Source organism: Pseudomonas sp. PDM02, assembly GCF_014852285.1.
Classification (GTDB): domain Bacteria; phylum Pseudomonadota; class Gammaproteobacteria; order Pseudomonadales; family Pseudomonadaceae; genus Aquipseudomonas; species Aquipseudomonas migulae.
Map to the genome: position 1 here is coordinate 43359 of NZ_JACVBL010000001.1, position 24743 is coordinate 68101.

26 protein-coding genes and 3 pseudogenes are annotated in these 24743 nt (G+C 54.1%); 20 read left to right on the forward strand and 9 right to left on the reverse strand.

Annotated elements, in window-relative coordinates:
* Positions 1–139: 139 nt before the first annotated feature.
* The 15 genes and pseudogenes from IB245_RS00170 to IB245_RS00240 all read left to right on the forward strand — a co-directional run.
* Positions 140–1669, forward strand: a pseudogene (locus IB245_RS00170) (ShlB/FhaC/HecB family hemolysin secretion/activation protein); the annotation flags it as partial.
* A pseudogene (locus IB245_RS00175) lies at positions 1651–4170 on the forward strand (DNA/RNA non-specific endonuclease); the annotation flags it as partial. The pseudogenes IB245_RS00170 and IB245_RS00175, both read left to right, overlap by 19 nt.
* Complete coding sequence (locus IB245_RS00180) at positions 4170–4499, forward strand: hypothetical protein (RefSeq protein WP_192225951.1); 330 nt, start codon at positions 4170–4172, stop codon at positions 4497–4499. The pseudogene IB245_RS00175 and the gene IB245_RS00180, both read left to right, overlap by 1 nt.
* A gap of 159 nt (positions 4500–4658) precedes the next feature.
* A complete protein-coding gene (locus IB245_RS00185; RefSeq protein WP_192225953.1) occupies positions 4659–5060 on the forward strand; it encodes a DUF6911 family protein in 402 nt (133 codons plus the stop codon).
* 557 nt (positions 5061–5617) lie between these two features.
* Positions 5618–6253: a hypothetical protein gene (locus IB245_RS00190; protein WP_192225955.1), complete on the forward strand. Its 636-nt coding sequence runs from the start codon at positions 5618–5620 to the stop codon at positions 6251–6253.
* 186 nt (positions 6254–6439) lie between these two features.
* The gene (locus IB245_RS00195) at positions 6440–7135 is read left to right on the forward strand and encodes a transposase (RefSeq protein ID WP_192225957.1); all 696 of its coding nucleotides are present in this window, start codon (positions 6440–6442) and stop codon (positions 7133–7135) included.
* A 200-nt stretch (positions 7136–7335) separates the two neighbouring features.
* Positions 7336–7629, forward strand: coding sequence for a hypothetical protein (locus IB245_RS00200; protein WP_225609758.1), 294 nt, complete (start codon positions 7336–7338; stop codon positions 7627–7629).
* A 176-nt stretch (positions 7630–7805) separates the two neighbouring features.
* Positions 7806–8168 (forward strand): ribonuclease toxin immunity protein CdiI, encoded by a 363-nt coding sequence (cdiI, locus tag IB245_RS00205; protein ID WP_192225959.1) that lies wholly within the window; start codon positions 7806–7808, stop codon positions 8166–8168.
* 225 nt (positions 8169–8393) lie between these two features.
* Complete coding sequence (locus tag IB245_RS00210; protein WP_192225961.1) at positions 8394–8678, forward strand: hypothetical protein; 285 nt, start codon at positions 8394–8396, stop codon at positions 8676–8678.
* Between the two features lie 267 nt (positions 8679–8945).
* Complete coding sequence (locus IB245_RS00215; protein ID WP_192225963.1) at positions 8946–9353, forward strand: contact-dependent growth inhibition system immunity protein; 408 nt, start codon at positions 8946–8948, stop codon at positions 9351–9353.
* Between the two features lie 338 nt (positions 9354–9691).
* Positions 9692–10252: a hypothetical protein gene (locus tag IB245_RS00220; RefSeq protein WP_192225965.1), complete on the forward strand. Its 561-nt coding sequence runs from the start codon at positions 9692–9694 to the stop codon at positions 10250–10252.
* Positions 10253–10476: 224 nt separating this feature from the next.
* The gene (locus IB245_RS00225; RefSeq protein ID WP_192225967.1) at positions 10477–10905 is read left to right on the forward strand and encodes an Sbal_3080 family lipoprotein; all 429 of its coding nucleotides are present in this window, start codon (positions 10477–10479) and stop codon (positions 10903–10905) included.
* Between the two features lie 8 nt (positions 10906–10913).
* On the forward strand, positions 10914–11333 hold the full coding sequence (locus IB245_RS00230) for a DUF2846 domain-containing protein (protein ID WP_008040975.1): 420 nt from the start codon (positions 10914–10916) through the stop codon (positions 11331–11333).
* A gap of 73 nt (positions 11334–11406) precedes the next feature.
* Complete coding sequence (locus IB245_RS00235) at positions 11407–11961, forward strand: hypothetical protein (RefSeq protein ID WP_192225969.1); 555 nt, start codon at positions 11407–11409, stop codon at positions 11959–11961.
* 103 nt (positions 11962–12064) lie between these two features.
* On the forward strand, positions 12065–12454 hold the full coding sequence (locus tag IB245_RS00240) for a hypothetical protein (RefSeq protein ID WP_225609759.1): 390 nt from the start codon (positions 12065–12067) through the stop codon (positions 12452–12454).
* A 154-nt stretch (positions 12455–12608) separates the two neighbouring features.
* On the opposite strand, the gene IB245_RS00245 is transcribed toward IB245_RS00240, so the two are convergent.
* The gene (locus tag IB245_RS00245; protein WP_192225973.1) at positions 12609–13343 is read right to left on the reverse strand and encodes a DUF899 domain-containing protein; all 735 of its coding nucleotides are present in this window, start codon (positions 13341–13343) and stop codon (positions 12609–12611) included.
* A 177-nt stretch (positions 13344–13520) separates the two neighbouring features.
* Between IB245_RS00245 and IB245_RS00250 the strand changes: the two genes are divergently transcribed.
* Positions 13521–13910 (forward strand): transcriptional regulator, encoded by a 390-nt coding sequence (locus tag IB245_RS00250; protein ID WP_192225974.1) that lies wholly within the window; start codon positions 13521–13523, stop codon positions 13908–13910.
* A gap of 124 nt (positions 13911–14034) precedes the next feature.
* On the opposite strand, the gene IB245_RS00255 is transcribed toward IB245_RS00250, so the two are convergent.
* Both IB245_RS00255 and IB245_RS00260 read right to left on the reverse strand, forming a co-directional pair.
* Entirely contained in the window at positions 14035–14904 is an 870-nt protein-coding gene (locus IB245_RS00255) for a DUF6279 family lipoprotein (RefSeq protein ID WP_192225976.1), read from the reverse strand.
* A 275-nt stretch (positions 14905–15179) separates the two neighbouring features.
* On the reverse strand, positions 15180–15368 hold the full coding sequence (locus IB245_RS00260) for a hypothetical protein (RefSeq protein ID WP_028621608.1): 189 nt from the start codon (positions 15366–15368) through the stop codon (positions 15180–15182).
* 351 nt (positions 15369–15719) lie between these two features.
* Between IB245_RS00260 and IB245_RS00265 the strand changes: the two genes are divergently transcribed.
* The 3 genes from IB245_RS00265 to IB245_RS29175 all read left to right on the forward strand — a co-directional run bounded on the left by IB245_RS00265 (position 15720) and on the right by IB245_RS29175 (position 17966).
* Positions 15720–16556, forward strand: coding sequence for a S1 RNA-binding domain-containing protein (locus tag IB245_RS00265; protein WP_192225978.1), 837 nt, complete (start codon positions 15720–15722; stop codon positions 16554–16556).
* A gap of 165 nt (positions 16557–16721) precedes the next feature.
* Entirely contained in the window at positions 16722–17654 is a 933-nt protein-coding gene (locus IB245_RS00270) for a DMT family transporter (protein ID WP_008034264.1), read from the forward strand.
* Between the two features lie 183 nt (positions 17655–17837).
* A complete protein-coding gene (locus IB245_RS29175; protein ID WP_007914492.1) occupies positions 17838–17966 on the forward strand; it encodes a PA1414 family protein in 129 nt (42 codons plus the stop codon).
* A 93-nt stretch (positions 17967–18059) separates the two neighbouring features.
* Here IB245_RS29175 and IB245_RS28985 read toward each other — a convergent pair.
* The 6 genes and pseudogenes from IB245_RS28985 to speB form a co-directional block, all read right to left on the reverse strand.
* Positions 18060–18149: pseudogene (locus tag IB245_RS28985) on the reverse strand (acyl carrier protein); the annotation flags it as partial.
* Between the two features lie 34 nt (positions 18150–18183).
* On the reverse strand, positions 18184–18909 hold the full coding sequence (locus IB245_RS00275) for an MBL fold metallo-hydrolase (protein ID WP_008040969.1): 726 nt from the start codon (positions 18907–18909) through the stop codon (positions 18184–18186).
* Between the two features lie 85 nt (positions 18910–18994).
* Entirely contained in the window at positions 18995–20374 is a 1380-nt protein-coding gene (locus IB245_RS00280; RefSeq protein ID WP_192225980.1) for a sodium:solute symporter, read from the reverse strand.
* Positions 20375–20565: 191 nt separating this feature from the next.
* Entirely contained in the window at positions 20566–22077 is a 1512-nt protein-coding gene (locus IB245_RS00285; RefSeq protein WP_008034259.1) for a purine-cytosine permease family protein, read from the reverse strand.
* A 54-nt stretch (positions 22078–22131) separates the two neighbouring features.
* Positions 22132–22554: a YybH family protein gene (locus tag IB245_RS00290; RefSeq protein ID WP_008040968.1), complete on the reverse strand. Its 423-nt coding sequence runs from the start codon at positions 22552–22554 to the stop codon at positions 22132–22134.
* A 9-nt stretch (positions 22555–22563) separates the two neighbouring features.
* On the reverse strand, positions 22564–23514 hold the full coding sequence (gene speB / locus IB245_RS00295; RefSeq protein WP_008034256.1) for an agmatinase: 951 nt from the start codon (positions 23512–23514) through the stop codon (positions 22564–22566).
* Positions 23515–23847: 333 nt separating this feature from the next.
* Here speB and IB245_RS00300 point away from each other — a divergent pair, with 333 nt between their 5' ends.
* Entirely contained in the window at positions 23848–24741 is an 894-nt protein-coding gene (locus IB245_RS00300; protein WP_008034255.1) for a LysR family transcriptional regulator, read from the forward strand.
* Positions 24742–24743: the final 2 nt, after the last annotated feature.

Sequence of the window (24743 nt, forward strand, 5' to 3'; positions counted from 1 at the left end):
TTTCCCGGATTGCTCTGCTTCAGGCGATAGCGCTCATCGGTTTGCGTTTCCTGGCAGGATGAATAATTGACGTCAGGATAGTGGCCATCTAACATCGCGCCACTATTTTGCTATTACGCCCTAATTCGAGGGATCGAACATGTCTCTGCCCGCCCTCGTGGCGAGGTTGTGCCTGGCTTTGCTGTGCCTTTCTCCACTGAATCTCGCTCATGCCGCGCCCACTCCCGGTGAAACCGACCTCATCCGTGAACGCCAGGATCGTCTGCTCGAAGAGCAGCGTCGGCGCCTCGAAGAGCTTAAAGAGTTGCCCGGCAAGGAAGTGAAACCGGTCCAGCCCTCGGCACCTGCCGACAGCCGTTGCTTCCCTATCCAGGACATCGAACTCAAAGGCACCGACAGCCTTTCTGCCGGTGAACGCGAACGCTTGCTCAAGCCCTACATCGGCCAATGCCTGGGCGTCTCTCAGCTCAACGAATTGCTCAAGGTCATCACCACTCGCTACATCGAAAAAGGCCTGGTGACCAGCCGCGCTTACTTGCCGCAGCAGGACTTGTCCGGTGGGCATTTAAAAGTCTTGGTCGTTGAAGGGCGGCTTGAAGGTCTGAAAGGTGCGCAGGGCAGCCAACTCTCGGACCGCGAACTGGCCATGGCTTTTCCGGGCCAGAGTGGCGGATTGGTCAATCTGCGTGAAATTGAACAGATGGTTGATCAGCTCAACCGCTTGCCGTCGAATCAGGCGCAGATGGAATTGACCCCGGGCCAGAACGTCGGCGGCAGCGAAATCCTGGTCAAGAACACACCGCAAAAGCCTTGGCGCGTCGGGTTGTCGCGCAGCAACGACGGTCAGCGCAGCACCGGCGAGCAGCAGTGGCGCACGACGCTGGACTGGGACAGTCCGCTGGGGCTGGCCGATCAGTTGATGCTGCGCGGCGGTGGCGATGTGATGACCGATCACCAGCACACATCCAACAACGCAACGCTGTATTACAGCCTGCCGTGGGGCTGGTGGGACTTCAGTTACACCTACACCCAGAACGAGTACCGCACGCAGCTTGTCGCCAACGATTACCCCTTCAAGCTGACCGGCGACACCGAAAACCATCAGCTGCGGGCCGAGCGGGTGATCCACCGCGATGCCATGAGCAAGACCTCACTCAGCGCCGGCCTCTCTTATTTGCGCACCAACAACTTCATTGAAGACAGCAAGCTCAAGTTCAGCAGCAACCGGATTACCGAGTCGCAGTTCGGCATCAATCACGGTCGGCGCGTCGGCAGCGCGTTCGTCAACCTCGACCTGGGTATGCAGGAAGGCATCGGCGCACTCGATGCTCAGGGCAATGACCATCCCGCCCCCGGCGAGCCGGATGCGCGTTACCGCAAATACATGGCCGTCGCGTCCTACCTGCAACCGTTCAAGGTGTGGGGCGAGTCGTTCAGTTTCACCAGCCTGATGACCGGCCAGCGCAGTGAAGACGTGTTGTTCAGTCCGCAACGCACCAGCCTCGGCGGGCAATCGTCGATTCGTGGCTACAAGGACCAATCCTTGTCGGGCGACAGTGGCGGTTACTGGCGCAACGATCTGCGCTGGACCCGTCCAGTGAGCGCCGAATGGCTGCGCCCGGTGTTCGCTGAATACGGCACTAGCCTCGGTTACGACCAGGGCGTGATCAGTTGTATCAGGTGGCCAAGCTCAATAGTGGTAAGGACCTGACGCTCGACAGTGGCGGCAGTATCACGTTTGAAGCGGTGAAGGACTTTCATGACGAAAGCCATATAAAGAGCAGCAACAACCTCGCATGGACGAGCGCCAAGGGTAAGGGCAATACCGACGAAACATTGCGCCAAAGCCAACTGGTAGCTCAGGGGCGGTTGGTGATCAAAGCGGTCGAAGGCCTGAAAATCGACATCAAACAGGTCGATCAACAATCGGTAAGTCAGACCATCGATGCGATGGTCAAGGCCGATCCGCAACTTGCGTGGCTTAAAGAGGCTGAGAAGCGTGGGGATGTGGATTGGCAACTGATCAAGGAGACACACGAGTCCTTTAAATACAGCAACTCCAGCCTGGGTCAGGGCGCGATGCTGGCGATCATTATCATTGTGACCGTACTGACGGCGGGGGCAGCCAGTGCTGCGGTGGCTTCTGCAAGTACAGCGATGGGAGCTACCGCCGGTGGGACCATGGCGGCAGCTTCGGCAGCCACCGCAGCCACCGCCACTGCTGCTGCCACCTCGGCTACAGCCGCAGGACTGGGTAACGTGATCGCGACGGGGATGTTGACCTCAATGGCTGGCACTGCGGCAGTCAGCACGATCAACAACAAAGGCAATTTGGGTGCTGCATTTAAAGAAACATTCAGCAGCGACAGTTTAAAGAATGCCGTCATCTCGGGTGCTACTGCGGGCTTTGCTAAAGGCGTTATCGATCCCATGCTCGGCGGCCATACGGTGCCGTTCAACAACCTCACAAAAGGTTTTGATCTAAGTACGCTTCAGGGAATTGGTGGCTTTGCCCTGCATGCCGGGGCTCAGGGTATTGCGGCGGGAGCGATCAAAACAGCCATTGATGGGGGAAGCCTCAGTCAGAACCTAAAAGAAGGACTGGTTTCTCAAGCCGGGAACGTCGCTGCTGCCACAGCGTTCAATTTTGTCGGCGGCTATGCTCAGGAACACTGGCAGACCGCGAAGAACGCGGGTGATACCGCAGGCATGGCCATGTGGGCCGAAGGCGGTATTGCTCGCACTGCCATGCACGCGTTAATGGGAGGCGCGGTTTCCAGCGCGACCGGTGGCGACTTCAAGAGCGGTGCCATCGCGGCAGGTGCCAGCCAGGCCTTGGCTGGAGTACTCAACACCACCTTCGATGCGCAACCTGAGCTACGGCAAGCGTTTTCTCAGATTGTCGGTTTGACGGCTGCCGGGCTGGCTGGTGGTGATGTCAACAAAGCCTCATGGGTGGCGTTGATGGCCGACGAATACAATCGTCAGCTACATCAAAAAGAAACCATTGCTCTTGAGAAGTTACAAAAAGAGTCGCCAGAGAAGGCCTATGAACTCAAAGCGGCTGCATGTGCTTTGGTTCATTGCGCTGCCTCGGTACCGGTGGATGACCCGAACTATCAGGCGATTAAAACGCTTGAAACCGATGGGAAAGGTTTCAAGGATGCTCAGAGTGCGTTGTTTGCTACCGGTGCCTTTGATGAATACTCAAAGTGGGATCAGGTCAATGACGACCTGCTGCTCAACGATAAGGATCTCAAACAGTCAGCACGGGCCAGCCGGGCGGTACTTGGAGCGATAGGAGCCGCTGCCGGGTTCGGTGGTGCGATACTCACCACGCCGGCTTGTGTGAGCGGAGTTGGGTGCGCTATACCTGCGTTTTCGGGGTTGGGTGGCGCGGCCTCCTTTGTTGATGGATGGCAGGCCACGGGGCAATTGTTTGCCCCCTACGATTACACCCAAGGAAGTAGGGTTCTCGCGTCTTTTGACAGTGCTACCTACCCTGGTGAGGTGAACCCGCTTCGCGACTATGGGACAGAGGCAGCTAAGGCCGCGCTGGAAATCGCGTTGCTCAAGGGGGCAGGGAAGTACCTGGAGGGGACCGGGGCTTCGGTTCTGGTTTCGGGGGTTAAGAAGGACGGTGCGGTTGTAGTTGATGGTGTAAAAGGCGCAAGCCAGACTTTACGAGAGGTCGAAGTAAGCTCTGGTGGCAAGGGAGCATGGTCCAAAGATCTCAATAAGCCTGAGCCAAATACGATTTATAAAGTGGATGGAAACAAGACCTATCAAACAGATGGTTTGGGACGTGTTGAGAAGGTCGAGTCAAGTCTTTCATTGACTAAAAATGATCGGAATACATATCAGCAATGTGTGGCAGGCAAGTGTGGCGTCAGTGGGGATGAAGGCGGACACTTAATTGCTAGTATATTCAATGGGCCAGGAGAGAGGTTGAACCTCCTTCCCATGAATGGTAATTTGAATAAAGGTACTTGGAAGTCTATGGAAAATACATGGGCGTCCGCACTTAAAGAAGGCAAACAAGTTAGTGTGAAAATTGAGCCCGTGTATTCTGGAATAAATGTTCGGCCAGATAGCTTTAATGTGGAGTATTCAATAGGTGGCGCTCGTCCAAAAGAGATTGTATTTAAAAACTCACCGGGTGGAAATTGATGCGTAGCGATGATGATATTTACAATGATATTGGGGTTATTTTGTTTGAGGTTGCTCCCGAAGGAGCCTGTAAAGTTATAATGCGTGCACAGTTATCCCAAGAGCTGGATAGCTGTGAGTATGAGTATGACTATGTTGATGAACAAGGTGATGTTGCCTGGTTTACGGCAGGTGGACGAGCAAATACAGATATTTTAGATCTTTTAACGGAGCTGCGCAGTTGGTATGTTGAGAATAAACTTACAGGGGGGCTGCCTGTTTGGAATGGCTGTGAGGTGGTCTTGGATTTGGTTAAGGTTAAAATAAGTATAGACTTTATTTATCCTTGAAAAATTTATAAGTAAGCTTGCAAAAGCATGCTTAATATGGCGCAGCTTTTGCGCTGGTGTTTTTGCACCCTCTAGGCGAGATAACTGGAAAACGTGGTCTGTCCCCATTTTTCCCATTACTGGGAGTCAGGTGTGAAGTCTATTAAGGAGAAAAAATAGATGATCATCGGAGGGTATACCCTTAGTCCTGAGCATGGCAGATCGCAAATCCCTCTCATTGATCAGCCGACCATGGAAGATGTAAGGTCCATTATATGTGAATATAGTAAAGTCGACGGCGTCGCTTCGTTGTCTATTTCCCCGGCACCTGAAGCCGGACCTTACGAAATCAATCTTTATGCTGATTCTGGAAATTATATTCTGATGCTGAACCAATACCTTGATGATGGTGAGCATGTTGTGCGTACTCTTAATAATACGTCGGCTGGAGCAAAATTGGTTGATGTTCTGGGCGATTACTATCCGGCGAGTTTCGTCACAAGAAATATAGATATCGTTATTTCTTGTTTTCAAGAATTTTTGAGGTCCGGTGATGTAAGCTTTGCAGTGTTGAATGCTTAAAGTAAAAAAGAATGTAGGGTGGGGGTAACAGGGACAGACCACATTTCCTGTATAGAAAACGTGGTTTTGCCAATGGAATGTCAAAAGACAATGCTGCTTTGAATACCTGGATAGGCCAAATATCCCAGATATACGGATGCACGAAGGTCGAAAAAATTGACACCATTGGTTAAATTACCTATGTCACTTTCGGAAAATAGATATGTGTTAGCGCAAATACTGGATGGGAAGTCGCCAAGCATCGTGTTGAATATGATGCTGGGATAACGGGGACAGACCACGTTTTTGTGATGCCATGGATAATTGGGATAGACCACATTTCTAAAGCATATTTTAATTGGCCGATATGGAATAAAATAGAAAGGAATTATATTTTTTCTTAGGTTGTCTACGCTTTCGGATTGCCTTGTATGAAAAGACTCACCAAATGCCTCGCAGAGCACGTATCTTTATGCTGGGAGACCGAGCAAACATTCAGTTTTTCAGGTGGAAAACGTGGTCTTTCCCCATTTTCCCCGTCCACATATATTAATCCCGTTAGAAAATAGAGGCTGATGATGGAACGTAAAATTTACGATCTGTTGAATAGCGTGCCGAATTATGCGGACTATGCGGTTGATGCCGGAGACCTTGATTTGGAAGATGTTCCCGAGGAAAGAATCAATGCTGTAAGGGACTTGTTGTCTCATACGGATGACGACACGGAACGCTTTTTGGCTGCCAAGTTGCTGACCAGTTGGGGAGTGCATGAAGGTCTGCTTGCACTGGAACAGTGCATGGATAATTACAAAAATATTGAAGACTCCTACCCTCACCGATTACGTGGGTATGATGATACTTATCATCAAGTACTGATGACCGTTATCAGGTATTTTTCGAACTCGGCTGACAGTGGTCGTGCGCAAGAGGCAAGAGCTCAAGTTTATGCTCTATTGTCCAAGATAATAATGTTGTCTGGTCACATGCCGTTTGAAATAGCCAATGTTTTTGACTTTGTTGAACGAGAACAGTTTTTTGAATACGTGCCTCTTATAAAACAGCATCTTGTTTCGATAATTGATAATCCTGCGATGCATAGCTGGAAAATTACTGATGCTATTGATTTTTTGCTGAAAGTGGATGAGCCGTTTGTGCTGTCACTCCTGAAGGAGAAAGGTAAAGCTGTCGATGACTTCAAAGGGAGGTTTGACTGATATATTAAGGGGTATTAAGGGGTAACGGGGACAGACCACATTTTTGTGATGCCATGGATAATTGGGATAGACGACATTTTCTAAAGCATATTTTGATTGGCCGAAATGATAGGAAATAGAAAGAAATTATGCTTTTTCTTAAGTTGACTAAGCTTTCAATTTGACTGGTATGAAAGGACTCACCATATGCCTCGCAGAGCACGTATCTTGATGCCGGGTGTACCCTTGCATCTAATTCAACGAGGAAATAATCGATCGGTTTGTTTCTTCTCTGAGGAGGACTATCTTTTTTATATAGAGCTGCTAGCTGAGCAAGCCAATAAAAATGGGTGTGAAGTTCATGCGTGGTGTTTGATGAGTAATCATGTCCATTTGTTGATTAGTCCTCAAGAGCAAAGTGGTGCCAGTTTGCTTATGAAGGGTGTAGGGCAACGATATGTGCAGTACGTGAATCGTACATATGGACGTAGTGGGACTTTATGGGAGGGGCGCTTTCGTTCAAGCCTTGTTCAAAGTGATAGCTATGTTTTGGCCTGCTATCGTTATATTGAAATGAATCCTGTTCGAGCAAAAATGGTAGCGCATCCTGGGGAATATCGTTGGTCGAGTTATCGCAATAACGCACAATCAGAGTTTTCGTATTTCATTACCCCGCATGCTCAGTACCTGTCGCTTGGTGGAGCGAATATATCGACCGCAAATGCCTATAGAGAGCTTTTTAGAAACGAGTTGGAGACAGGGTTGGTTAACCAGATTCGGGCTGCCACCAATGGTAACTATGCGCTTGGTGGCTCGCGATTTGCTGCTGAAATTGAAGCTATGATAGGACGGCGAGCCCAGCGAGGACGCCCGGGGAGACCGAGCAAACCTTCAATTTTTTAATGGAAAACGTGGTCTGTCCCCGTTTTTCCCAAAAGCATTCGGTGAAGAAGGACAAAGTATTTATTCACCAGCAGCTGTGTGGGGTAACGTGGTCTGTCCCCATTTCCCCTTTGCCAATGGAATGTTAAAAGACAATGCTGCTTTGAATACCTGGACAGGCCAAATATCCCAGAAATACGGATGCAGGAAGGTCGAAAAAATTGACACCATTGGTGAAATTACCTATGTCACTTTCGGAAAATAGAAATTTGTTAGCGAAAATACTGGATCGGAAGTCGCCAAGCATCGTGTTGAATATGATGCTGGAGGTCGGCCATGATTTAGATAAATACGCTTTAGCAGATATCTTTTTGGAAGAGTTTGATCGTCTGGATAGCAGAATTCTTCCTGTAATATGGAAGTGGAAGAGTGCCAAATCTATTAGAGGTATATCGGATCAAGAATTTGATGAGACGGTGCTGTTGCTGATGAGGTCTGCGGGTTACATGGTGTAAATAATAAGGGGGCTTAGGTTTTCCCTAAAATTCATTGTTGTAAAAGCAACAGGCGTAGTTGGCGAGACCGCAGGGTCGATAGTACGATGCTACAATCGGGGGGCTTTCAGGGTGTATTTAGATAAGGCTGCTGGGGCTGTGAGCAACCTCCACCCTAAATAAGGTAGTGTGTTTATATGAGAGAGTTGTTCGGTCAGCCATATAATGAGTCAGACCCTTATTGGGTTGTTAAAGGGTATTTCGACAGAATGTATGATGGTGGTTATTTCATTGAGGCGGTTGGCTATATTGTGAAAAGGTGGGGGTTCAGTACGGATGGTGCGTACTGTAACTTTCCTGATGAAAATAGCCCGTTCGATGAAGAACACTTCGAAGGGGTTGAGTTTGCTTATGGCTATCCCCCTAGGGATGAAGACACAGTTGTTGTGAACGAAACGGTTTGCTCTAAATGTATTCGGTTGGCTTGCGAAAAATATCTTCAATGTCATCCCGAAGATACCGCGAAAGTAAAAGAGCTTTTGAATAGCCTCGCTTTCTAATTCTGCATGAAAATATCCCCGGCACTGCCGGGGATTTTCATAAGTTTTACTCCGCCGCAATCACCAAACACTCTTTCATAGATAACGAGGACAGACCACTTTTTTTGTGATGCCATGGAAAATTGGGATAGACCATATTTTCTAAAGCATATTTTGATTGGCCGAAATGATAGGGGAAACGTGGTATGGCCCCTTTTTTCTATAATGGTTTAGGGATGTAGACGTATGAATGTTTCTGAGTCGTGCTCTGAGTCAAATCGGTTCATGTTTTTTGAGGGTTATGAGGAAGAGCGGTTTGAAGAGTTTGTTGATGTTGTACTTAGAGCTCTAAATTCTAAAGTGGAAAGTCGTGAGTCTGGCCCGTATTCAGTGTTGGTTATTGTTTGTTATGCGGGGCATAAGTTGGTTTTGACGAGCGGGTCATTTGAAGGATGTTTCATTTCCATGGAGAAAAATGTGGATGGGGGAGTGGTAAAGAAAATAACTGAGGCTTTTAAAGTCACAGGTTAGGTAAAAAGCCAACAGAAACAGCAACTGCAACTGCTTAGTATTGCTTATGAATCAAGGTTTATTATCTAAAGAGGTTTTAATGGGGGCTATGGTGGTGCGTGTTTAGGAGTATTTAGTCAGCGGTCGATCACGTTATATCTGGACGATGAACCCAGATAGGATGCCCGGGGAGATCGAGAAAACATTCAGTTTTTCAGGTGGTAAACGTGGTTTGTTCCCATTTTCTCCGATTAAACTAATTGAAGATGAAATTTCTGGGATTGGTATATGAAAAAGACATTTCGGTCAGTAGCGAAAGAAAATAATAGCTCGTGGCAACCCGAGGCTGAAATGTCATCCTTGACTCAATGGTATCTTTCCATTCGCGATATACCTCTTGAAGATCTTCCGATGGAGGACCTATGTCGTGCAGTGAGGCAAGAATTATTTATGTCTGACTTATTGCCAATAGTGGTTTCTACTCTAGAGCAAGATTTGCTGTCGGGCTTCATAGATGATGCTGAGTTGCTTGGGGCGGTATCGCGGCTATCGCCAAATTATTGGAGTGGGAATATTATTCTCGCCAAAAAAATGATGTCTCTATTGTTAGAGAGTGAAGATGATTTGGCGGTGGATCCTAATGCGGTTAAATCTGCAAGTGTCCTTAAGGGTAAGTTGCTGGATATTATTAATTAGTGGGGGTGACGGGGGCGGACTAGTTTGTCTGAGGTATATTTTGATTGGTCGAAATGATAGAAAATATAAAGGAGTTATATTTTTCTTGGGGTGACTAAGCATTCGGGTTGACTTGTATGAAAGGACTCGCTGTATGCCTCGCACAGCACGTATCTTGAGGCCGGGAGACCGAGTAAACTCTCAATTTTTAGGTAGAAAACGTGGTCTGGCCTCCTTTTCCTCCCATTTTTCCCTGCAAAATCTCCCCGCCGCGTTCAGTGGTTCAGCGTTTAGAACGTGCCACTTGGTGTAAGTCCTCTTATCAGTCAAAAGATACGCGTTTATAAGGAAATCTATACGTGAAGAAAATCACACTGCTACCACTGACCCTGGCTGTCGCATTGACCGGCTGCCATTCCAACGTCAGGGACTCTTCCCCCAGCCTGCTGAAAGACGGCATTCAACTGCGCCAGAACACGGTGGCAGTCGATGCACAGCACGCCAAGGTCATCATGAAAGCTACAGGCAGCACCCATCCTGTACAGTTTTCAGTCAAGCGTGCCGCCGATCCTGACCAGCGAATGGAGTTGCTTGGAACTGTAGTGGATTCGGGCCAGGGCAAGGTGTTCGGCTGGATCGCCAAACTCAACGAAGTAGCCAACAGTGCTACGGTCAAACGCTTCCCGCAGTTGGAAGCACAGGCCGATGCCGATAAGGCGTTTCAGGTGTCGGGATATTCGAATAGCAGGGTGGCAAGCGGCTTGTATAGCTGCGGTCCGCTGCAAAGTTCCTTCATCCCGGAAAGAGCCAAGGTTTACCTGGTTGAGTTCCAGTTTATTGGCACCGATTGCGAACAGCATGTTTACGATGTCACCCAGCCTGATCAACGTATTCCCGTGGCGAGCGTACCTGCGGTGTGAAGTGGATTCATCTATTGCTCACGCGATAAAAAAACGGGCGACCCAAAAGGTCGCCCGTTTTCATTGGCTGCGCAATTTTTGCTGAGAACAGTGCCGTTCTCGTGGGGCCTAAACGCGAGCTTCTTGCGATCTGCTCCGCGTCAAACGACGTAAATTGACCCCGAAATTCTGCTGATCTAGTATGCGGCATCATTGCGCCATCATTCTGGATTCAGGGACCGAATATGCTGTCCAGAGCCATCACGGCAAGCCTTCTACTGGTATTGGCCGGTTGTACCAACATCAAGGTCGAGCCGGTCGCACCTCAATATAAAATCTCCCAACTCTGCATCGAAGAGAACCCGAAAGTGGTGGTGGGCGATTTCGTCGATGGCCTGCAGACGCTGTTGCGCAAGCACAACATCGACAGTCGGCTTTACGCGACGCCCATTCCGGACAGTTGTGAGTATCGCCTGACTTACACCGCTATTCGTTCCTGGGACTTTTCCCCGTACTTGTCCGATGCCAATGTCCGGCTCTTCAAGGGCGATCAGCAGATCGGTTTCGGGCAATACCACCTGACGGGCGAGGGCGGTTTTGATCCGTCCAAAGTGGCGTCGGTCGAGGAAAAGATGGGGCCGGTGATCAACCAGTTACTGGGGCAAAACAAATGAGCGCAGTAATGAAAAGTATTCCGGCGTTGTTGCTCATGCTGTTGTTGGCCGGCTGCGGTCACACTAGCTCCAGCCAGCCTTATTTCGAGCCACCGGCGCCACCTCAGGGCAAGGCGTTGGTTTACATGATGCGGACCCAGGTCATTCAAGGCAGCTTTTATGACAGCGTGTTCAGCATCAATGACAGTGCGGTGGTGGGGCTTAATGACAAGACCTATTCCTGGGTGCTGGTAAGTCCGGGCCTGCACAAGGTATCGGCCGGGCCGCGTCCGCATCCCCGAAACGTATTTCTGACCCTCTCGGTCGAGCCGGGTAAAGAGTACTTCGTTGAATACACGCAGGAGTACGCGGCGGAGATGGTGCGGGTGCGGGATGCCAAGGACGGGAAAGCCATGGTGAAGGGGTATTCGTATATACCGGTGAAGTAGTCGCGCGCTGCAAATGGGTGATTCATTGCCACCCGAAACTCAATGTTTTTCTTATCCAGTAAGGGACTACTCAATGCGTTTTTTGGCTTTCTGGTTTCTCTTGGCTGCGTTTGTACTGCTCTCGGGGTGCAACACGACGCCCTATGACAAGGCGACGATCTATTACGATCGGGCTCAATTCCCTGCGCAGATTGTTCAGGATTTCCCTGCATTGACTGGTCCGATTCTTCAGCACGGGCGGTGCACGCTGATCGTCGCGACGCCTGGCTCAAATACTGGCAGTTACCATTTCTGTACCTATGCGCTGACTGCGAATGAGCTGTATGTGCAGGGTTGGGACGCCAAGACGCTGAAGTATGTGGAGATCGTGCACGTTGATTTGTCGACGCTTAAAACGATTTCGATTGCTTCATTCCTCCGCGCCAGTCAGGTCCAATTGACCGAGGCGCGTCGACAGTTGGCGCTGAGTGCTTCGATTGACGAAGGTGGTTATGGCGATAGTGCGGCGACCGAGCGATTGTTCGAATCGATCAAGAGCAAGGGTGTGCTTGTCGTGAAAAGCGAAGGGATGATGAACCCGCCGGCGGCGCCTTCGCCGATGATCATCCCCATTATCATTCCTAAGTAAGCGCTTTTTTTCAGCCGGGGCTTGCAGATACGCTATGTGTGACAAACAGATATACGACTTGACTGCACAGGATCTGCTTGCCCAAGGAGTTTGGTATTTCCCCATGGACGATACCGTGCAGAACGAACTGACGGTTCGCCCGGTGCCCTCAAGAGAAGTGATTGAGGCTGACTTTCAAATCATCGTCAGAACTGTTTTTGAAGGAAAAGATGGTTCGCGTTACGTGGGTTATGTGTATTGGCGCGCGAGTGACCATATCGGTGATCTGCAGCCGGTTGTGTTTGTCGGAACAGCTGGATGCGTGACGTTCTGGGGCGGGATGTTCCAACCGGCATGGTCTGCGTACCCTTCAGAGTTGCAGGCATTGCGCTTGGTGTTGCCTGTTTCATTCACCTCTGAAGTTCTTTTCGAATTGTCAGCTATTTCTGGTGTGCTGGAAGGGTTGTATTACTTCCAGAATGTTGAGGATGGAATTGTTGGCGTCGTCGCGTGATGTACGCAGTTTTTTGTACTCCATGAAAAGGGCGACCAATAGGTCGCCCTTTTCATTTGCTTCACAGCTTGCGCTTGTAAACGACTACCGATGACTTCCACTAGTCGCGGACGTTTCGACGCGAGGGGAAATCAGGCGTGCATCACGATGCGATTTATCCCCCGTGACAGCAGCTCGAAGAAGCTTTGTCTTCATACCTGTCGTGATGCCTTACCCATTCCATGATCTGCTCTTCGTTGCGCCCCTTGGGCGTCAGGTCGAGGTAGTTATAGGCGCCGACCAGCATGTCCAGGCCACGGGCATAAGTTGAATAGGTGTGAAAAATCTCGCCTGCTTCGTTGCGATAAAACACGCTGAGGCCTGGGAGTTCTTCTTCGGCGCCGTCAGTTTTTTCGTAGTTGTAGGTGGCTTTTCCGGCGGCAACATCTTCAGCTCGGGCCGAGACGCCAAAGTCGTAGTTAAAGTCGCAACCTTCTGACGACACCCAATCGAATGTCCATCCCATACGTCGCTTGAACGCCTGGAATTCGGCGAAGGGTGCGTGGGAGACCGCCACCACCGCCACGTCGTGATGCGCCAGGTGCTGGTTGGCGCCGTCGATGTGGTCGGACAGGAATGAGCAACCGGGGCAGCCTTCGTCCCAGCCGTCGGCAAACATGAAGTGGTAGATGACCAGTTGGCTGCGACCGCCGAACAGGTCGGCCAGCTTCAATTCACCATTGGGGCCCTGGAAGTGATAGTCCTTGTCGATTTTCACCCAGGGCAGGGCGCGGCGTTCGGCGCTGAGTTTGTCCCGTTCCCGGGTGAAGGCTTTTTCGTGGGCCAGGTGTTGTTTGCGGGCGGCGAGCCATTCTTCTCGCGACACGACCGGATGGTTCTGAACGTTCATCGGGTTTTCTCCTGCGCAATGCTGGGCGGTGACTGACACAACCTTGTCGTTTGACCTATGCCAAATTCGACATACCGCCGGTCAGCGCCGTTAAAGAACTGCGCTGAACGGCGGCGAGCACTGTCGGTCACAAGCTATGAAGGCCATCACACTCACGGGTTTTGGAGGTTGGACAGGATGACGACTTATAACTGGGATTTGATTGAACGCCTGCTGCACGAAGTGCAGAACGCAGCACCCAGCTTCACGCCACGGCCCTATGCCGAGCAGTACGCGGCGGAGAAAGCCATGGAGGGCGAAGAGACTGAGAACCTGGATCACCTGAAAGCGGTGGCCGGCGAGTATGAAAAGTTACTGTTGGCGCGTGGCTACATCGAGCCTCGACCTGAAGAGCAGGGTGGAACCGGTTCGAATTACAGGCTGACGATGCGGGGTTCGAGGTTGTTGAGCCTGATCGACAGCAGCATTCCGGGCAATGATCATCCGCGGCAGGTGCTGGATGAGCAGGACGATGCGCTGGATGAGGTGACGTTTGATGAGGTGGCGTCCCACGCGCAGATTGCCTGAAGAACTTCGATTACCAATGTGGGAGCGAGCCTGCTCGCGATGGCGGTGTGTCAGTCGACATCGATGTTGTCTGAAACACCGCCATCGCGAGCAGGCTCGCTCCCACATTGTTTTTGTGTTGTTCTTAGCTCTGTTGTGCTGCCTTAAGGCACTTCAAGTCGTTGAAGTCTTTGCGCACTCCTTCGATTTTTTTCAGCAGCCGCTGGCGTTGAGCCGGTGTGCTTTCGGCCATCAAATCCACAAACAGGCTTCGTGCCTGTGCTTCGGTGTTGGCGTAGGCCTTGCGGTAATCAGCTGTCCATAAGCTCTCGCGATTCACCAGAAGCGTCTCGATGCGCTGTGGGAATCCAGGACTCTGACGCTGCGCAACCGCCGCGCTGAACTGTTTCTGCCAATGCACGCGGTTGGCAATCCATTGCGTGTTCTGGTCGCCCAACGCATTTGACCAGGCAACGACCCGTTGTTGTTGGGGCGGGCTCAGCGGCCCGATCCAGCCGTCCAGACGTTTTTCCATGCGCTGACTACGTTCCTTGATCTGCTGAACGAGCGACGGTTTCACGTAGTCCTGCTGGCGTTTGCGCTGGTCCTTGGCGAAGGCTTCGTTCATTTCCGCGACTTGTTTGTCGTCCAGCCCCTGCAACAACTCGATGGCCGACGGGGTGATTTCCCGGGCAGTCTGGGCGATGGCTTGTTTGGCTTCCTGGGTGCGGGATTGCAGCGCGGCGTCGGTGACCTGATTGGTTTCGACCATCACCTGCAAACGGTCCAGCCAGTCGAGATAGCCTGGCAGTTGCGTGGTGCAGTGCCAGCTCAGGTGTTCCTTGAGGCGCTCGTTGAACCAGCCTTTCTGCTCGCCGTTCATGTCCAGGTAATCGCTGAGCGTCCACGGGATGATCACGTCGAGGTTGCGATAGGCCAGGCCCATGCGGCTGCAGGCACCGAGGGCAAGACTGAGGGTGATGACGACGGCGAGACACTTCAACCAGCGCGACATGGGCGAGTCCTTGCGAAAGCGTAGGTTCTCATGTGATCGCAGGATGAGCCTGCCAGTTCAGCCAATCAATAAAACGCGCGTTCAGCCTTGAGGGTGACCAGGCCATCGCACTGACGGTTGTGCCCGGAATAGGCGGAGCTACCGGCGAATGCTCGGCATCGAGGGCCGTTCGTCGATTTTTGAAATATTGATGGGGTTTGGCGGGGTGTTGCGGGGAGGGTTCCAGTCCAAGCGCTTCGAAGCTCAAAGCGCTTAGGGACCAGGTAACGCGGGTGTTATTTTTTGCCCAAGGTAATCTGCTTGGACGGGCCGAACGTCTGGCCGCTGACGCCTTTGGCAATTTGCTGGATCTCGCCGCCGGATTTGAGGAACGCAGCAATCTGATTGTTGATCGATTCGCTGGTTTCAACGGCTGGAGCTGGCTTTGCTTTGCTGGTGGATGCTTTTACGCGCATGGCGGCCATTAACCTGTAGAAAATTAACTTGGCCACGCATCGTACAGGAAATACTTGACAATTGCTTGGCAAATATCCCCCTGAAATACACATCACAAAAGCGCTATTAATCGCAAGTTATTATTCGAGTTATGTCCCTAAGCTGCTGTTTTAAATAAGAACATCGGTAGGGAAGAATGGATTTTTACCTGGCTGGAAGGGCGATGAATCGACAGGTCGGCCTGACGAGCGGCCAGACCCGCCTGTCAAACCCCAGGAAAATTAAGGCCCCCAGAGGATTTTCTCGCGCCACCGGGCCGGGCGCCGAACGCGGCCTGCAAAAACGGGTAGAATGCCGCCCACGCAATGAGGGTATTGGAAATGGCTTTAGTCGGGCGTTACAACAGTTTGCAAGTGGTTAAACACACTAACTTCGGTTTATATCTGGACGGTGGTGCGGACGGCGAAATCCTTCTGCCTAATCGTTATATTCCCAAAGATATTCCCAGCGAAGATGAAGACTGGCTCAACGTTTTTGTTTATCTGGACAGCGATGACAAACTCATCGCAACTACCGAAAAGCCGAAAGTTCAGGTCGGTGAATTCGCCAGTTTGAAAGTCGTTGAAGTCAACAGCATCGGCGTCTTCCTGGATTGGGGCTTGCCGAAGGATCTGTTGCTGCCGTTTTCCGAAGAAAAGCGTCAGATGACCGCGGGCGAGTACGTCGTGGTGCATGTCTACCTCGACAAGCACACCCGTCGTATCACCGCGACCGCGCGTCTGGACCGTTACCTGGACAAGACCCCGGCCAACTACACCCCTGGCCAGGAAGTTGATCTGCTGGTTGCCGAAGCCACCGATATGGGCTTCAAGGCAATCATCAACAACAAGCACTGGGGCTTGATCCACAAGAACGAAATCTTCAAGTTCATGCGCGCCGGTAAGGAAGAGAAGGGCTTCATCAAAGAAGTCCGTGCCGACGGCAAGATCAGCCTGAGTCTGCAACCAGTGGGCGAAGAAGCCGCCACCAGCCTGAACTCGAAGATCCTCGCCAAGTTGCGCGACAACAACGGCGCGCTGCCGGTGAGCGACAAGAGCGATCCGGCGGTGATCACCAGCATGTTCGGTGTCAGCAAGGGCAACTTCAAGAAGGCCATCGGCGCGTTGTACAAGAATGGCCAGATCGTCATTCATGCCGATCGCATTGAACTGAAGTGACGTCGCGCAAGATGGCGTCCGTGGTGACTTGAAGGTCTCCCACAGGCTACTTTTTCTGGCCATCTGGTTAATAATCGACAGCATAAATATTTGCCCCGACCTTGAGTCGGGGCTTTGCTTTCTACTGTGAGTCACTGCCATGGATTGTATTGTCGAGGTGTTCCGGTGAGCGCCACCCGGCGTAGCGCCGATGGGTTTGCCCTGCAAGTGATGGTCGGGTTGTGCCTGATCTGGGGCGTACAGCAAGTCATGATCAAGTGGGCGGCGCCGGACATCGCGCCAGTCATGCAGGCGGCCGGTCGGTCAGGCATTTCTGCGTTGCTTGTAGGATTGCTGATCTGCTGGAAGGGCGGTTGGGATCAGGTCAGCCATACGTGGCGCGGTGGACTACTGGCCGGCGCGCTGTTTGGACTGGAATTTTTCTTCATTTCCGAAGGCTTGCAGCTGACCACAGCCGCACACATGTCAGTGTTCCTTTACACGGCGCCGATCTTCACCGCGCTGGGCGTGCACTGGCTGTTGCCGAGTGAGCGTTTAAGGCCGGTGCAATGGTTGGGGATTTTTCTGGCGTTTGTCGGGATTGCCATCGCGTTTGCCGGCGGGGTGTCCTGGGACAACCTCGATCACCGCATGTTGATGGGCGATGCGCTGGGCGTATTGGCCGGTGCCTCCTGGGGGGCGACCACGGTCGTGGTGCGGGCCTCGCGCCTGTCGGAAGCGCCGGTGACGCTCACGTTGTTCTATCAGTTGATTGTCGGTTTCGTCGGCCTGCTGCTGATCGCGATGCTGAGTGGCCAGGTTACCCACGTCAGTCTGACCACCGTGGCCGTGGCCAGCGTGCTGTTCCAGGGGCTGGTGGTCTCGTTTTTCAGTTACCTGACGTGGTTTTGGCTGTTGCGCCGGTATCTGGCGGCGAACCTCGCAGTGTTTTCGTTCATGACGCCGTTGTTCGGCGTCACGTTCGGTGTGGTGTTGCTGGGTGAGGTGCTGAGTCTCAACTTTGTCATCGGTGCCGTGCTGGTGCTGCTCGGCATTACGTTTGTCAGCGCTGAGCAGTGGGTGCGCCGTCGTTTGCGCAAAGCCCTTGGCCAGCAGTGACCGGTCTACCCAGGGTGTCGATTCAGGCCCAGGCGATTGCCTGAGCTAATGGTCAGGTATTTTGATCAATTCAGTAACAGATCATTGCGGATTTTGCCGAGCATTTCGTAGGACTTCGGACTATTATCAGTGCGAAGGGGCTACAGAATTTCAGCCGCTCGGCACTACCCTGAAGGGGGCACCATGAAAGAGAAAATTCAAAACTGGCTGCATGACCTGGGTGTCGCACTCGGTTTGATCGAACCGCCTCTGCAACCTGTGCCTATTCGCACTGACGATGAACAGCGTCGACGCCAGCAGCGTCGTCGGTAACGTCAAGGTCTGGAACACCGCAGCCGTGTTGTAGCAGCTGTCGACGGCTGCATTCGGCTGCGTAGCAGGTGTAAATTCAAAAATCGGGCGAAATCAGTGTCGCCCGATCTCCATCAAAAACCGACTCAGATCATTCGCCGTCCTGGCGATTTTGAGCATCCGCTCTTCCTCTGCGCTAAATGCCTGTTGTTTTCCCTGGTGTCGAGTACAGCAGGCGTCAGCCATGCGAGCGCTGCCACTCATCAATCATCGTACGCAGATGTTCCCCGGAAAAACTGCCGAAATGCCCGCCATGCACGGTGCGGATCGGCAACTCACGCAAGCGCTGCAGACTGCGCGCGTAGTCGTCGAGGTTGGAATGGTAAGCGTCTTCGATCAGCGGCCCGTCGTAGATGATGTCGCCGCTGAACAGGGTTTCGGTCGCCGCTTCATACAGGCTGATGCCGCCCGGTGAATGTCCTGGCGTGTGCAGCACCTGCAATACGCGATTGCCCAGATCCAGCACGTCACCTTCCTCGATCATTCCCGTGGCCGGCGCGGCTTTGACCCGGTACTCGGCGTAACACAGCGGGCAATCAGGATGCGCCTCGAACATATCGTCGCCGACAAATGCCCGGCTCAAATCGTTTTCGCCGTCAGGTGCCGCCAGGATGTCGGCCTCGGCCGGATGCACCAGGCGTTCGGCAAATTCGTGATGGCCGGCGATGTGGTCGAAATGGCAATGACTGGCCACCGCCACCAATGGCCGTTCGGTGATCCACGGCAGTTGCTCGCGCAGGCTCACCAAACCGGAGCCGCTGTCCAGCAGCAGGTCCTTGTCGCGGCCCTGAATGTGCCAGAGGTTGCAGCGGTAGAAGGGACGGATGTAAGGCTCGTGAATCAGACGGATGCCGTCGCTGAGTTGCTTGACCTCGAACCACTGATCGCGAGAAACAATCTTCATCAAAGGTTTTCTCCAGGCGAAAAAAAACGGGTGTGGCAACCGACGCCACACCCGTCGAAGAAAGCATCAAGTCGTTATAGAAAGCTTAGATGGCGTTCGCCACCGCAGCCGGGCGGCGAGACATCAGGCTCACCACAATGAAGCTCACCAGACCTGCGAGCAGGCTGTAGTAGATCGGGGTGTTGGCATCCAGACCGTCCTTGACCATGAACAGCAGCGCAGTGGCGAAGCCCAGGCCCATGCTGGCGATGGCGCCGGCGGTAGTGGCGCGTTTCCAGAAAATCGCACCCATCAGCGGGATCAGCATGCCGCCGACCAACAGGTTGTAGGCCAGGGTCAGGGCGCTGATCACATCGTTCACCACCAGGGCGATACCCAGCACGACAATACCGGTCAGCAGCGTCACCAGGCGGTTCAGGCTCAGGCTCGACTGTTTACCGCCACGCAGTTTAGGTAGCAGGTCTTCGCTCAGAGTAGTGGCGGCAGCCAACAGGCCTGCGCTGGCGGTGGACATCATGGCGGCCAGTGCAGCGGCGATGACCAGGCCACGGATACCGTCCGGCAGCGACAGTTTGACGATGGCGGCGAAAGCGTTGTTGACGTTGTCCAGATCCGGGATCAGTACGTGAGCGGCCATGCCGATCAGGGCGCACGCCAGACCGTAGATGATGCAGTAGATGCCTGCGGCAGTACCGGCGTATTGCGCGACCTTGGCGGTCTTGACGGTGAACACCCGTTGCCAGATGTCCTGACCGATCAGGATGCCGAAGAAGTAGATCACGAAGTAGGTGATGATGGTGTCCCAGCCGATGGTGGTGAAGCTGAAGCTCGCCTCCGGCAGTTTGGCCACCAACTGATCCCAGCCGCCGACGCGGTACAGGCAGATCGGCAGCAGGATGAACATCAGGCCCACGGTCTTGATGACGAACTGGACGATGTCGGTCAGGGTCAGGGACCACATGCCGCCAATCGCCGAATAAATCACCACCACGCCACCGCCGACCAAAACCGACAGCCAGAACGGCAGGTCGAACAGCACTTGCAGCACGGTGCCGATGGCCAGGATCGAAACCACGCCAATCATCAGTGCATACGCCAGCATGATCACCGCGCTCGCGGAGCGGGCCATCGGGTTGTAGCGTTTTTCCAGCACCTGGGTAACGGTGTAGATTTTCAGTTTCAGCAGCGGTTTGGCGAGGAACAGGTTCAGCGCCACGATCCCGCAACCGAGAGCCGCGCAGAGCCAGAAACCGGAAATGCCATGGACGTAGCCCAGGCGTACGGTGCCGACGGTAGATGCGCCGCCCAGAACGGTAGCGGCCATGGTGCCCATGTACAGGCTCGGACCGAGGTTACGACCGGCGACCAAAAAGTCTTCGTTGGTCTTGGCCTTGCGCATGCCGTAGTAGCCGAGTATCAGCATCGCGGCGGCGTAGATGAGTACGACGAATAAATCCAATGCCATGATGGCGTGTCTCCGATTGTCTTTTTTATGGTGAGGCTGAAATCAATCCCTGTGGAAAAACCCATCCATGTAGGAGCGAGGCTTGCCCGCGAAGGCGGTGTGTCAGTCAACATTGATGTTGAATGTGCCGCCGCCTTCGCGGGCAAGCCTCGCTCCTACAGGTCATCCCTAACCACAGGTAATGCGTTTAATCAGGCGGCTTGTCGCAACGCCGGTTTACCGAGCGAATCCGTGCTCTTGCTGCGTGGATCATTCGGGCCGAACACCGCAGCCGATTCCGGGAACAGGCTCAGCAGCGCCAGGTACACCAGCGACGCCAGGCCGAGGGTTACCGGCAGGCTGATGTCGATGCCATCCGCCAGGTTCCCCAGTACACCCACGAATTGCCCCGGCAGGTTCACAAAGCACAAACCGACCAATGCACTCGGGATCCAGGCACCCAGCCCACGCCAGTTCCAGCCGTGGGTGAACCAGTAACGACCGCCTTTCTCGCCGCGGGTGAACACTTGCAGGTCATCCGGGCAATAGAAGCCGCGGCGCACCAGCAGGCCGATGATCATGATCACCATCCACGGAGTGGTGCAGGTGATGATCAGCACGGCGAAGGTCGACACGCTCTGCACCAGGTTCGCCGCAAAGCGTCCGATGAAGATGAAGGCAATCGACATCACACCGATCAACAGGGTGGCCTTGACCCGCGACAGCACACGCGGGAACACGCTGGACATGTCCAGCCCGGTGCCATACAGCGAGGTGGTGCCGGTGGACATGCCGCCGATCACCGCAATCAGGCACACCGGCAGGAAGAACCAGCTCGGCGAGACGGCCAGCAGGCCGCCGACGTAGTTGTTCGCGGCGATGTAGTCCGGCGCCTTGATCGCTACGATAGTGGCGGTGGCGAGGCCGAACAGGAACGGGATGAACGTTGCGATCTGCGAGATCACCACCGCGGCCATGATCCGGCGCTTGGAGGTTTCACGCGGGATGTAACGCGACCAGTCGCCGAGGAACGCGCCGAAGGAAATCGGGTTGCTCATCGCCACCAGCGCAGCGCCGATGAAGGCAGCCCAGAAACCCGGTTGGCCCATGCTCACGGTACCGGCGTAGTTCACATCGAAAGGACCGGCGAAAGCGAAGATGCCCAGCAGGAACAGCAGGCTGGCGCTCCACACCGCGATCTTGTTGACCCACAGCAGGAAACGGAAGCCGTAGATGCAAACTGTCAGCACCAGGATCGCGAACAGACCGTAGGCCAGGCCCAGGGTCAGGTCGGTTTCCGGCAGGCCGATCAGGCGTTTTGCGCCACCGATCAGCGCATCACCCGAACTCCACACCGAGAGCGAGAAGAAGGCGATGGCGGTCAACAGCGACAGGAACGAACCGACGATCCGCCCGTGCACGCCGAAGTGCGCACCGGAAGACACGGCGTTGTTGGTGCCATTGATCGGGCCGAACAGGCCCATCGGCGCGAGGATCAACGAACCCAGCAACACGCCCAGCACAATCGCCCAGACGCCCGCCTGGAATGACAGGCCGAACAGCACCGGGAAACTGCCGAGCACGGCGGTGGCAAAGGTATTGGAACCGCCGAAGATCATCCGGAACAAGTCCGTCGGGCCTGCGGTGCGTTCGTTGTCCGGGATCTGTTCGACCCCGTAGGTTTCAATGTGCGTAAGGCTTTGGTCGTTGTTGTTGTTATTCATGATCTGCTCCGATCATAAAGGCGCGCTCATCGTGTGTGAGCGTCACCTGTTTGGCTAAGGGGTTGGCAGCCCTTCCGGCATTGCGGACAAATGTTCGTGGCAGGCCAGCCATAGGCCTTGTTGTTCTTGGCCAGACGCTTGTTTCTTGAAAACAATCGTCTCGCGCTCCTGGCTGAAGTGTTGCTCCCCTTGCATGCGCAGCTCGGTGGCCACGTCATGGATGAAAATCGCGACGTCACCCTGCAGGCTGACGAAAGCGTTGCTCGAGGTGCACGACAGCACCTCGAAGCCATCCTCGGCACGCCAGGTGTCCCACAACGCCTGATAGGCATCGCGCGACAGCAGAGGCTGCTCGAGGGTGTAGAAGACGAAGCTGGCATCGGCGCTGAAGGCGCCGAAGTAGGCTTCGCGATCATTACGGGCAAAGGCTGCCACCAGATCGGCGGCAGCGTGCAGAACCTGATCACGTTCGTTCATGACCAATCCTCAGCGGTGGGCCACGCCAGGCAGTACGCAGAGCATTTCGTACAGCAGGTTGGCGCCCAGCAGCGAGGTGTTGCCGGTGGTGTCATAAGCGGGCGAGACTTCTACCAGGTCGCAACCGACCAGGTCGAGACCTTGGCAGCCACGAACGATCTCGATTGCCTGAATGGTGGTCAGGCCGCCGATTTCCGGAGTGCCGGTGCCAGGTGCCCAGGCCGGGTCGATACCGTCGATATCGAAGCTCAGGTACACCGGACCGCCGCCGACTTTCTCGCGAACTTCGGCCATCAGGGGGGCCAGGGATTTGTGCCAGCATTCTTCGGCCTGAACCACACGGAAGCCCTGATTGCGGCTCCAGTTGAAGTCATCGGCGGTGTAGCCCTGAGCGCGCAGGCCAATTTGCACTACACGGTCGCAATCCAGAAGACCTTCTTCGACGGCGCGACGGAAGGTGGTGCCGTGGGCGATTTTCTCGCCGAACATGTGATCGTTCACATCGGCGTGAGCGTCGATGTGCACCAGGCCGACCTTGCCGTGCTTTTTGTGGATGGCACGCAGGATCGGCAGGGTGATGGTGTGGTCGCCGCCGAGGGTCAGGGGGATCACATCGTGTTCAAGGATATTGTCGTAAGACTCTTCGATGATCCGCACGGCGTCGAGCAGGTTGAAGGTGTTGATCGCGATGTCGCCGATGTCGGCAACCGAGAGCGAGTCGAACGGTGCCGCACCGGTGGCCATGTTGTACGGGCGGATCATGACCGATTCGGCGCGGATTTCACGCGGCCCGAAACGGGTGCCAGGGCGCAGGGAAGTACCGATGTCCAGTGGGATGCCGATAAAGGCAGCGTCCAGGCCGGCAGCGGTAGGTACATGGGGGAGTCGGAGCATGGTGGCGATGCCGCCGAAGCGCGGCATTTCGTTGCCGCCCAGTGGTTGGTGAAGAATCTTGTCCACGGGTAAGGCCTCATCGTCGTTGTTTTATTTATGTCGGTTGCACCGCACCGGGGAGGCTCGGGCACCGTTAGGGGCCGATTCTGCGAAATGTAGTGGCCGGGAAGAATCGCTACGGACAAATACTTAGTTCAGATTTTTCTAAACTAATGGCGGGAGGGGGGATAGACTTCTCGTCTGTCCGGAGGTCCTCTTCGCGGACAAGCCTCGCTCCTACAGGATTTGTGTGTGTCTCGAAATCGGCGCCGACCTGTAGGAGCCGGCTTGCTGGCGATCGGTTGCGCAGCAACCGCCGTCAAACAACGCGGACTCACCGATACACGCTACGGAGCCCCCATGGCCAACGCTTTACCCGACCTGAAACTATTACGCATCTTCGTCAGCGTGGTCCGCCATCAGGGGTTTGCCAACGCCCAGCAAGAGCTCAACCTCTCGACCTCGGCGATCAGCACCTACATGAGCCAGCTCGAAGCGGCCCTCGGTCTGGTGCTGTGCCATCGCGGGCGCGGCGGTTTCAGCCTGACCAGCAAAGGCGAGCTGTTCCATCAGGAAACCCTGCGCCTGCTCGGCGAACTTGAAGGCTTCGAGCAATACGCGGCGGCGCTGAAGGGCGAATTGCGCGGTACGCTGAACCTCGGCGTCATCGACTCCACCGTCAGCGACAAGGCCTTGCCGTTCGCCGAAGCCATCGGCGCCTACAGCCAGGAACACCCGGCCGTGCATTTGCACCTGTCGGTGATGAGCCCGTACGAGCTGCAACTCGGCGTGCAGGACAACCGCCTCGACCTGGCCATCGGTGCGTTTTCCACGCGCATGAGCGGGCTGGTCTACATGCCGTTGTACCGCGAGCAACACTGGCTGTATTGCAGCAGCCGTCATCCGCTATTCACCGAGCGGCGCATTCCCGAACAGGTCATCACCCAGCAGCGCATGGTCGGTCGCGGCTATTGGAGCCAGGCCGAACTGGCGCGCCACGGCTTCAAGCACAGTGCCGCGACCGTGGAAAGTATGGAGGCGCAGTTGATTCTGGTGCTGTCCGGCGCCTACATCGGTTACCTGCCGGAGCATTACGCCCAGGCCTGGGCCGACAAGGGTGATTTGCGCGTGTTGCTGCCGGCGACCTTCGGTTACCAGGCGCCGTTTTCGATGATCATGCGCCGGGGCCGCAGCCGCGAACCGTTGATCCAGACCTTCCGCGACCTGCTCAAGGCGCAGCTCAATCAGGCTTGAAA

Bases quoted from the DNA above. Each gene is read 5' to 3' on its own strand.
- IB245_RS00180 (WP_192225951.1), top strand. From the start codon at position 4,170: ATGCGTAGCGATGATGATATTTACAATGATATTGGGGTTATTTTGTTT.
- IB245_RS00185 (WP_192225953.1), top strand. From the start codon at position 4,659: ATGATCATCGGAGGGTATACCCTTAGTCCTGAGCATGGCAGATCGCAA.
- IB245_RS00190 (WP_192225955.1), top strand. From the start codon at position 5,618: ATGGAACGTAAAATTTACGATCTGTTGAATAGCGTGCCGAATTATGCG.
- IB245_RS00195 (WP_192225957.1), top strand. From the start codon at position 6,440: ATGCCTCGCAGAGCACGTATCTTGATGCCGGGTGTACCCTTGCATCTA.
- cdiI (WP_192225959.1), top strand. From the start codon at position 7,806: ATGAGAGAGTTGTTCGGTCAGCCATATAATGAGTCAGACCCTTATTGG.
- IB245_RS00210 (WP_192225961.1), top strand. From the start codon at position 8,394: ATGAATGTTTCTGAGTCGTGCTCTGAGTCAAATCGGTTCATGTTTTTT.
- IB245_RS00215 (WP_192225963.1), top strand. From the start codon at position 8,946: ATGAAAAAGACATTTCGGTCAGTAGCGAAAGAAAATAATAGCTCGTGG.
- IB245_RS00225 (WP_192225967.1), top strand. From the start codon at position 10,477: ATGCTGTCCAGAGCCATCACGGCAAGCCTTCTACTGGTATTGGCCGGT.
- IB245_RS00230 (WP_008040975.1), top strand. From the start codon at position 10,914: ATGAAAAGTATTCCGGCGTTGTTGCTCATGCTGTTGTTGGCCGGCTGC.
- IB245_RS00235 (WP_192225969.1), top strand. From the start codon at position 11,407: ATGCGTTTTTTGGCTTTCTGGTTTCTCTTGGCTGCGTTTGTACTGCTC.
- IB245_RS00240 (WP_225609759.1), top strand. From the start codon at position 12,065: ATGGACGATACCGTGCAGAACGAACTGACGGTTCGCCCGGTGCCCTCA.
- IB245_RS00245 (WP_192225973.1), bottom strand. From the start codon at position 13,343: ATGAACGTTCAGAACCATCCGGTCGTGTCGCGAGAAGAATGGCTCGCC.
- IB245_RS00250 (WP_192225974.1), top strand. From the start codon at position 13,521: ATGACGACTTATAACTGGGATTTGATTGAACGCCTGCTGCACGAAGTG.
- IB245_RS00255 (WP_192225976.1), bottom strand. From the start codon at position 14,904: ATGTCGCGCTGGTTGAAGTGTCTCGCCGTCGTCATCACCCTCAGTCTT.
- IB245_RS00260 (WP_028621608.1), bottom strand. From the start codon at position 15,368: ATGGCCGCCATGCGCGTAAAAGCATCCACCAGCAAAGCAAAGCCAGCT.
- IB245_RS00265 (WP_192225978.1), top strand. From the start codon at position 15,720: ATGGCTTTAGTCGGGCGTTACAACAGTTTGCAAGTGGTTAAACACACT.
- IB245_RS29175 (WP_007914492.1), top strand. From the start codon at position 17,838: ATGAAAGAGAAAATTCAAAACTGGCTGCATGACCTGGGTGTCGCACTC.
- IB245_RS00275 (WP_008040969.1), bottom strand. From the start codon at position 18,909: ATGAAGATTGTTTCTCGCGATCAGTGGTTCGAGGTCAAGCAACTCAGC.
- IB245_RS00280 (WP_192225980.1), bottom strand. From the start codon at position 20,374: ATGGCATTGGATTTATTCGTCGTACTCATCTACGCCGCCGCGATGCTG.
- IB245_RS00285 (WP_008034259.1), bottom strand. From the start codon at position 22,077: ATGAATAACAACAACAACGACCAAAGCCTTACGCACATTGAAACCTAC.
- IB245_RS00290 (WP_008040968.1), bottom strand. From the start codon at position 22,554: ATGAACGAACGTGATCAGGTTCTGCACGCTGCCGCCGATCTGGTGGCA.
- IB245_RS00300 (WP_008034255.1), top strand. From the start codon at position 23,848: ATGGCCAACGCTTTACCCGACCTGAAACTATTACGCATCTTCGTCAGC.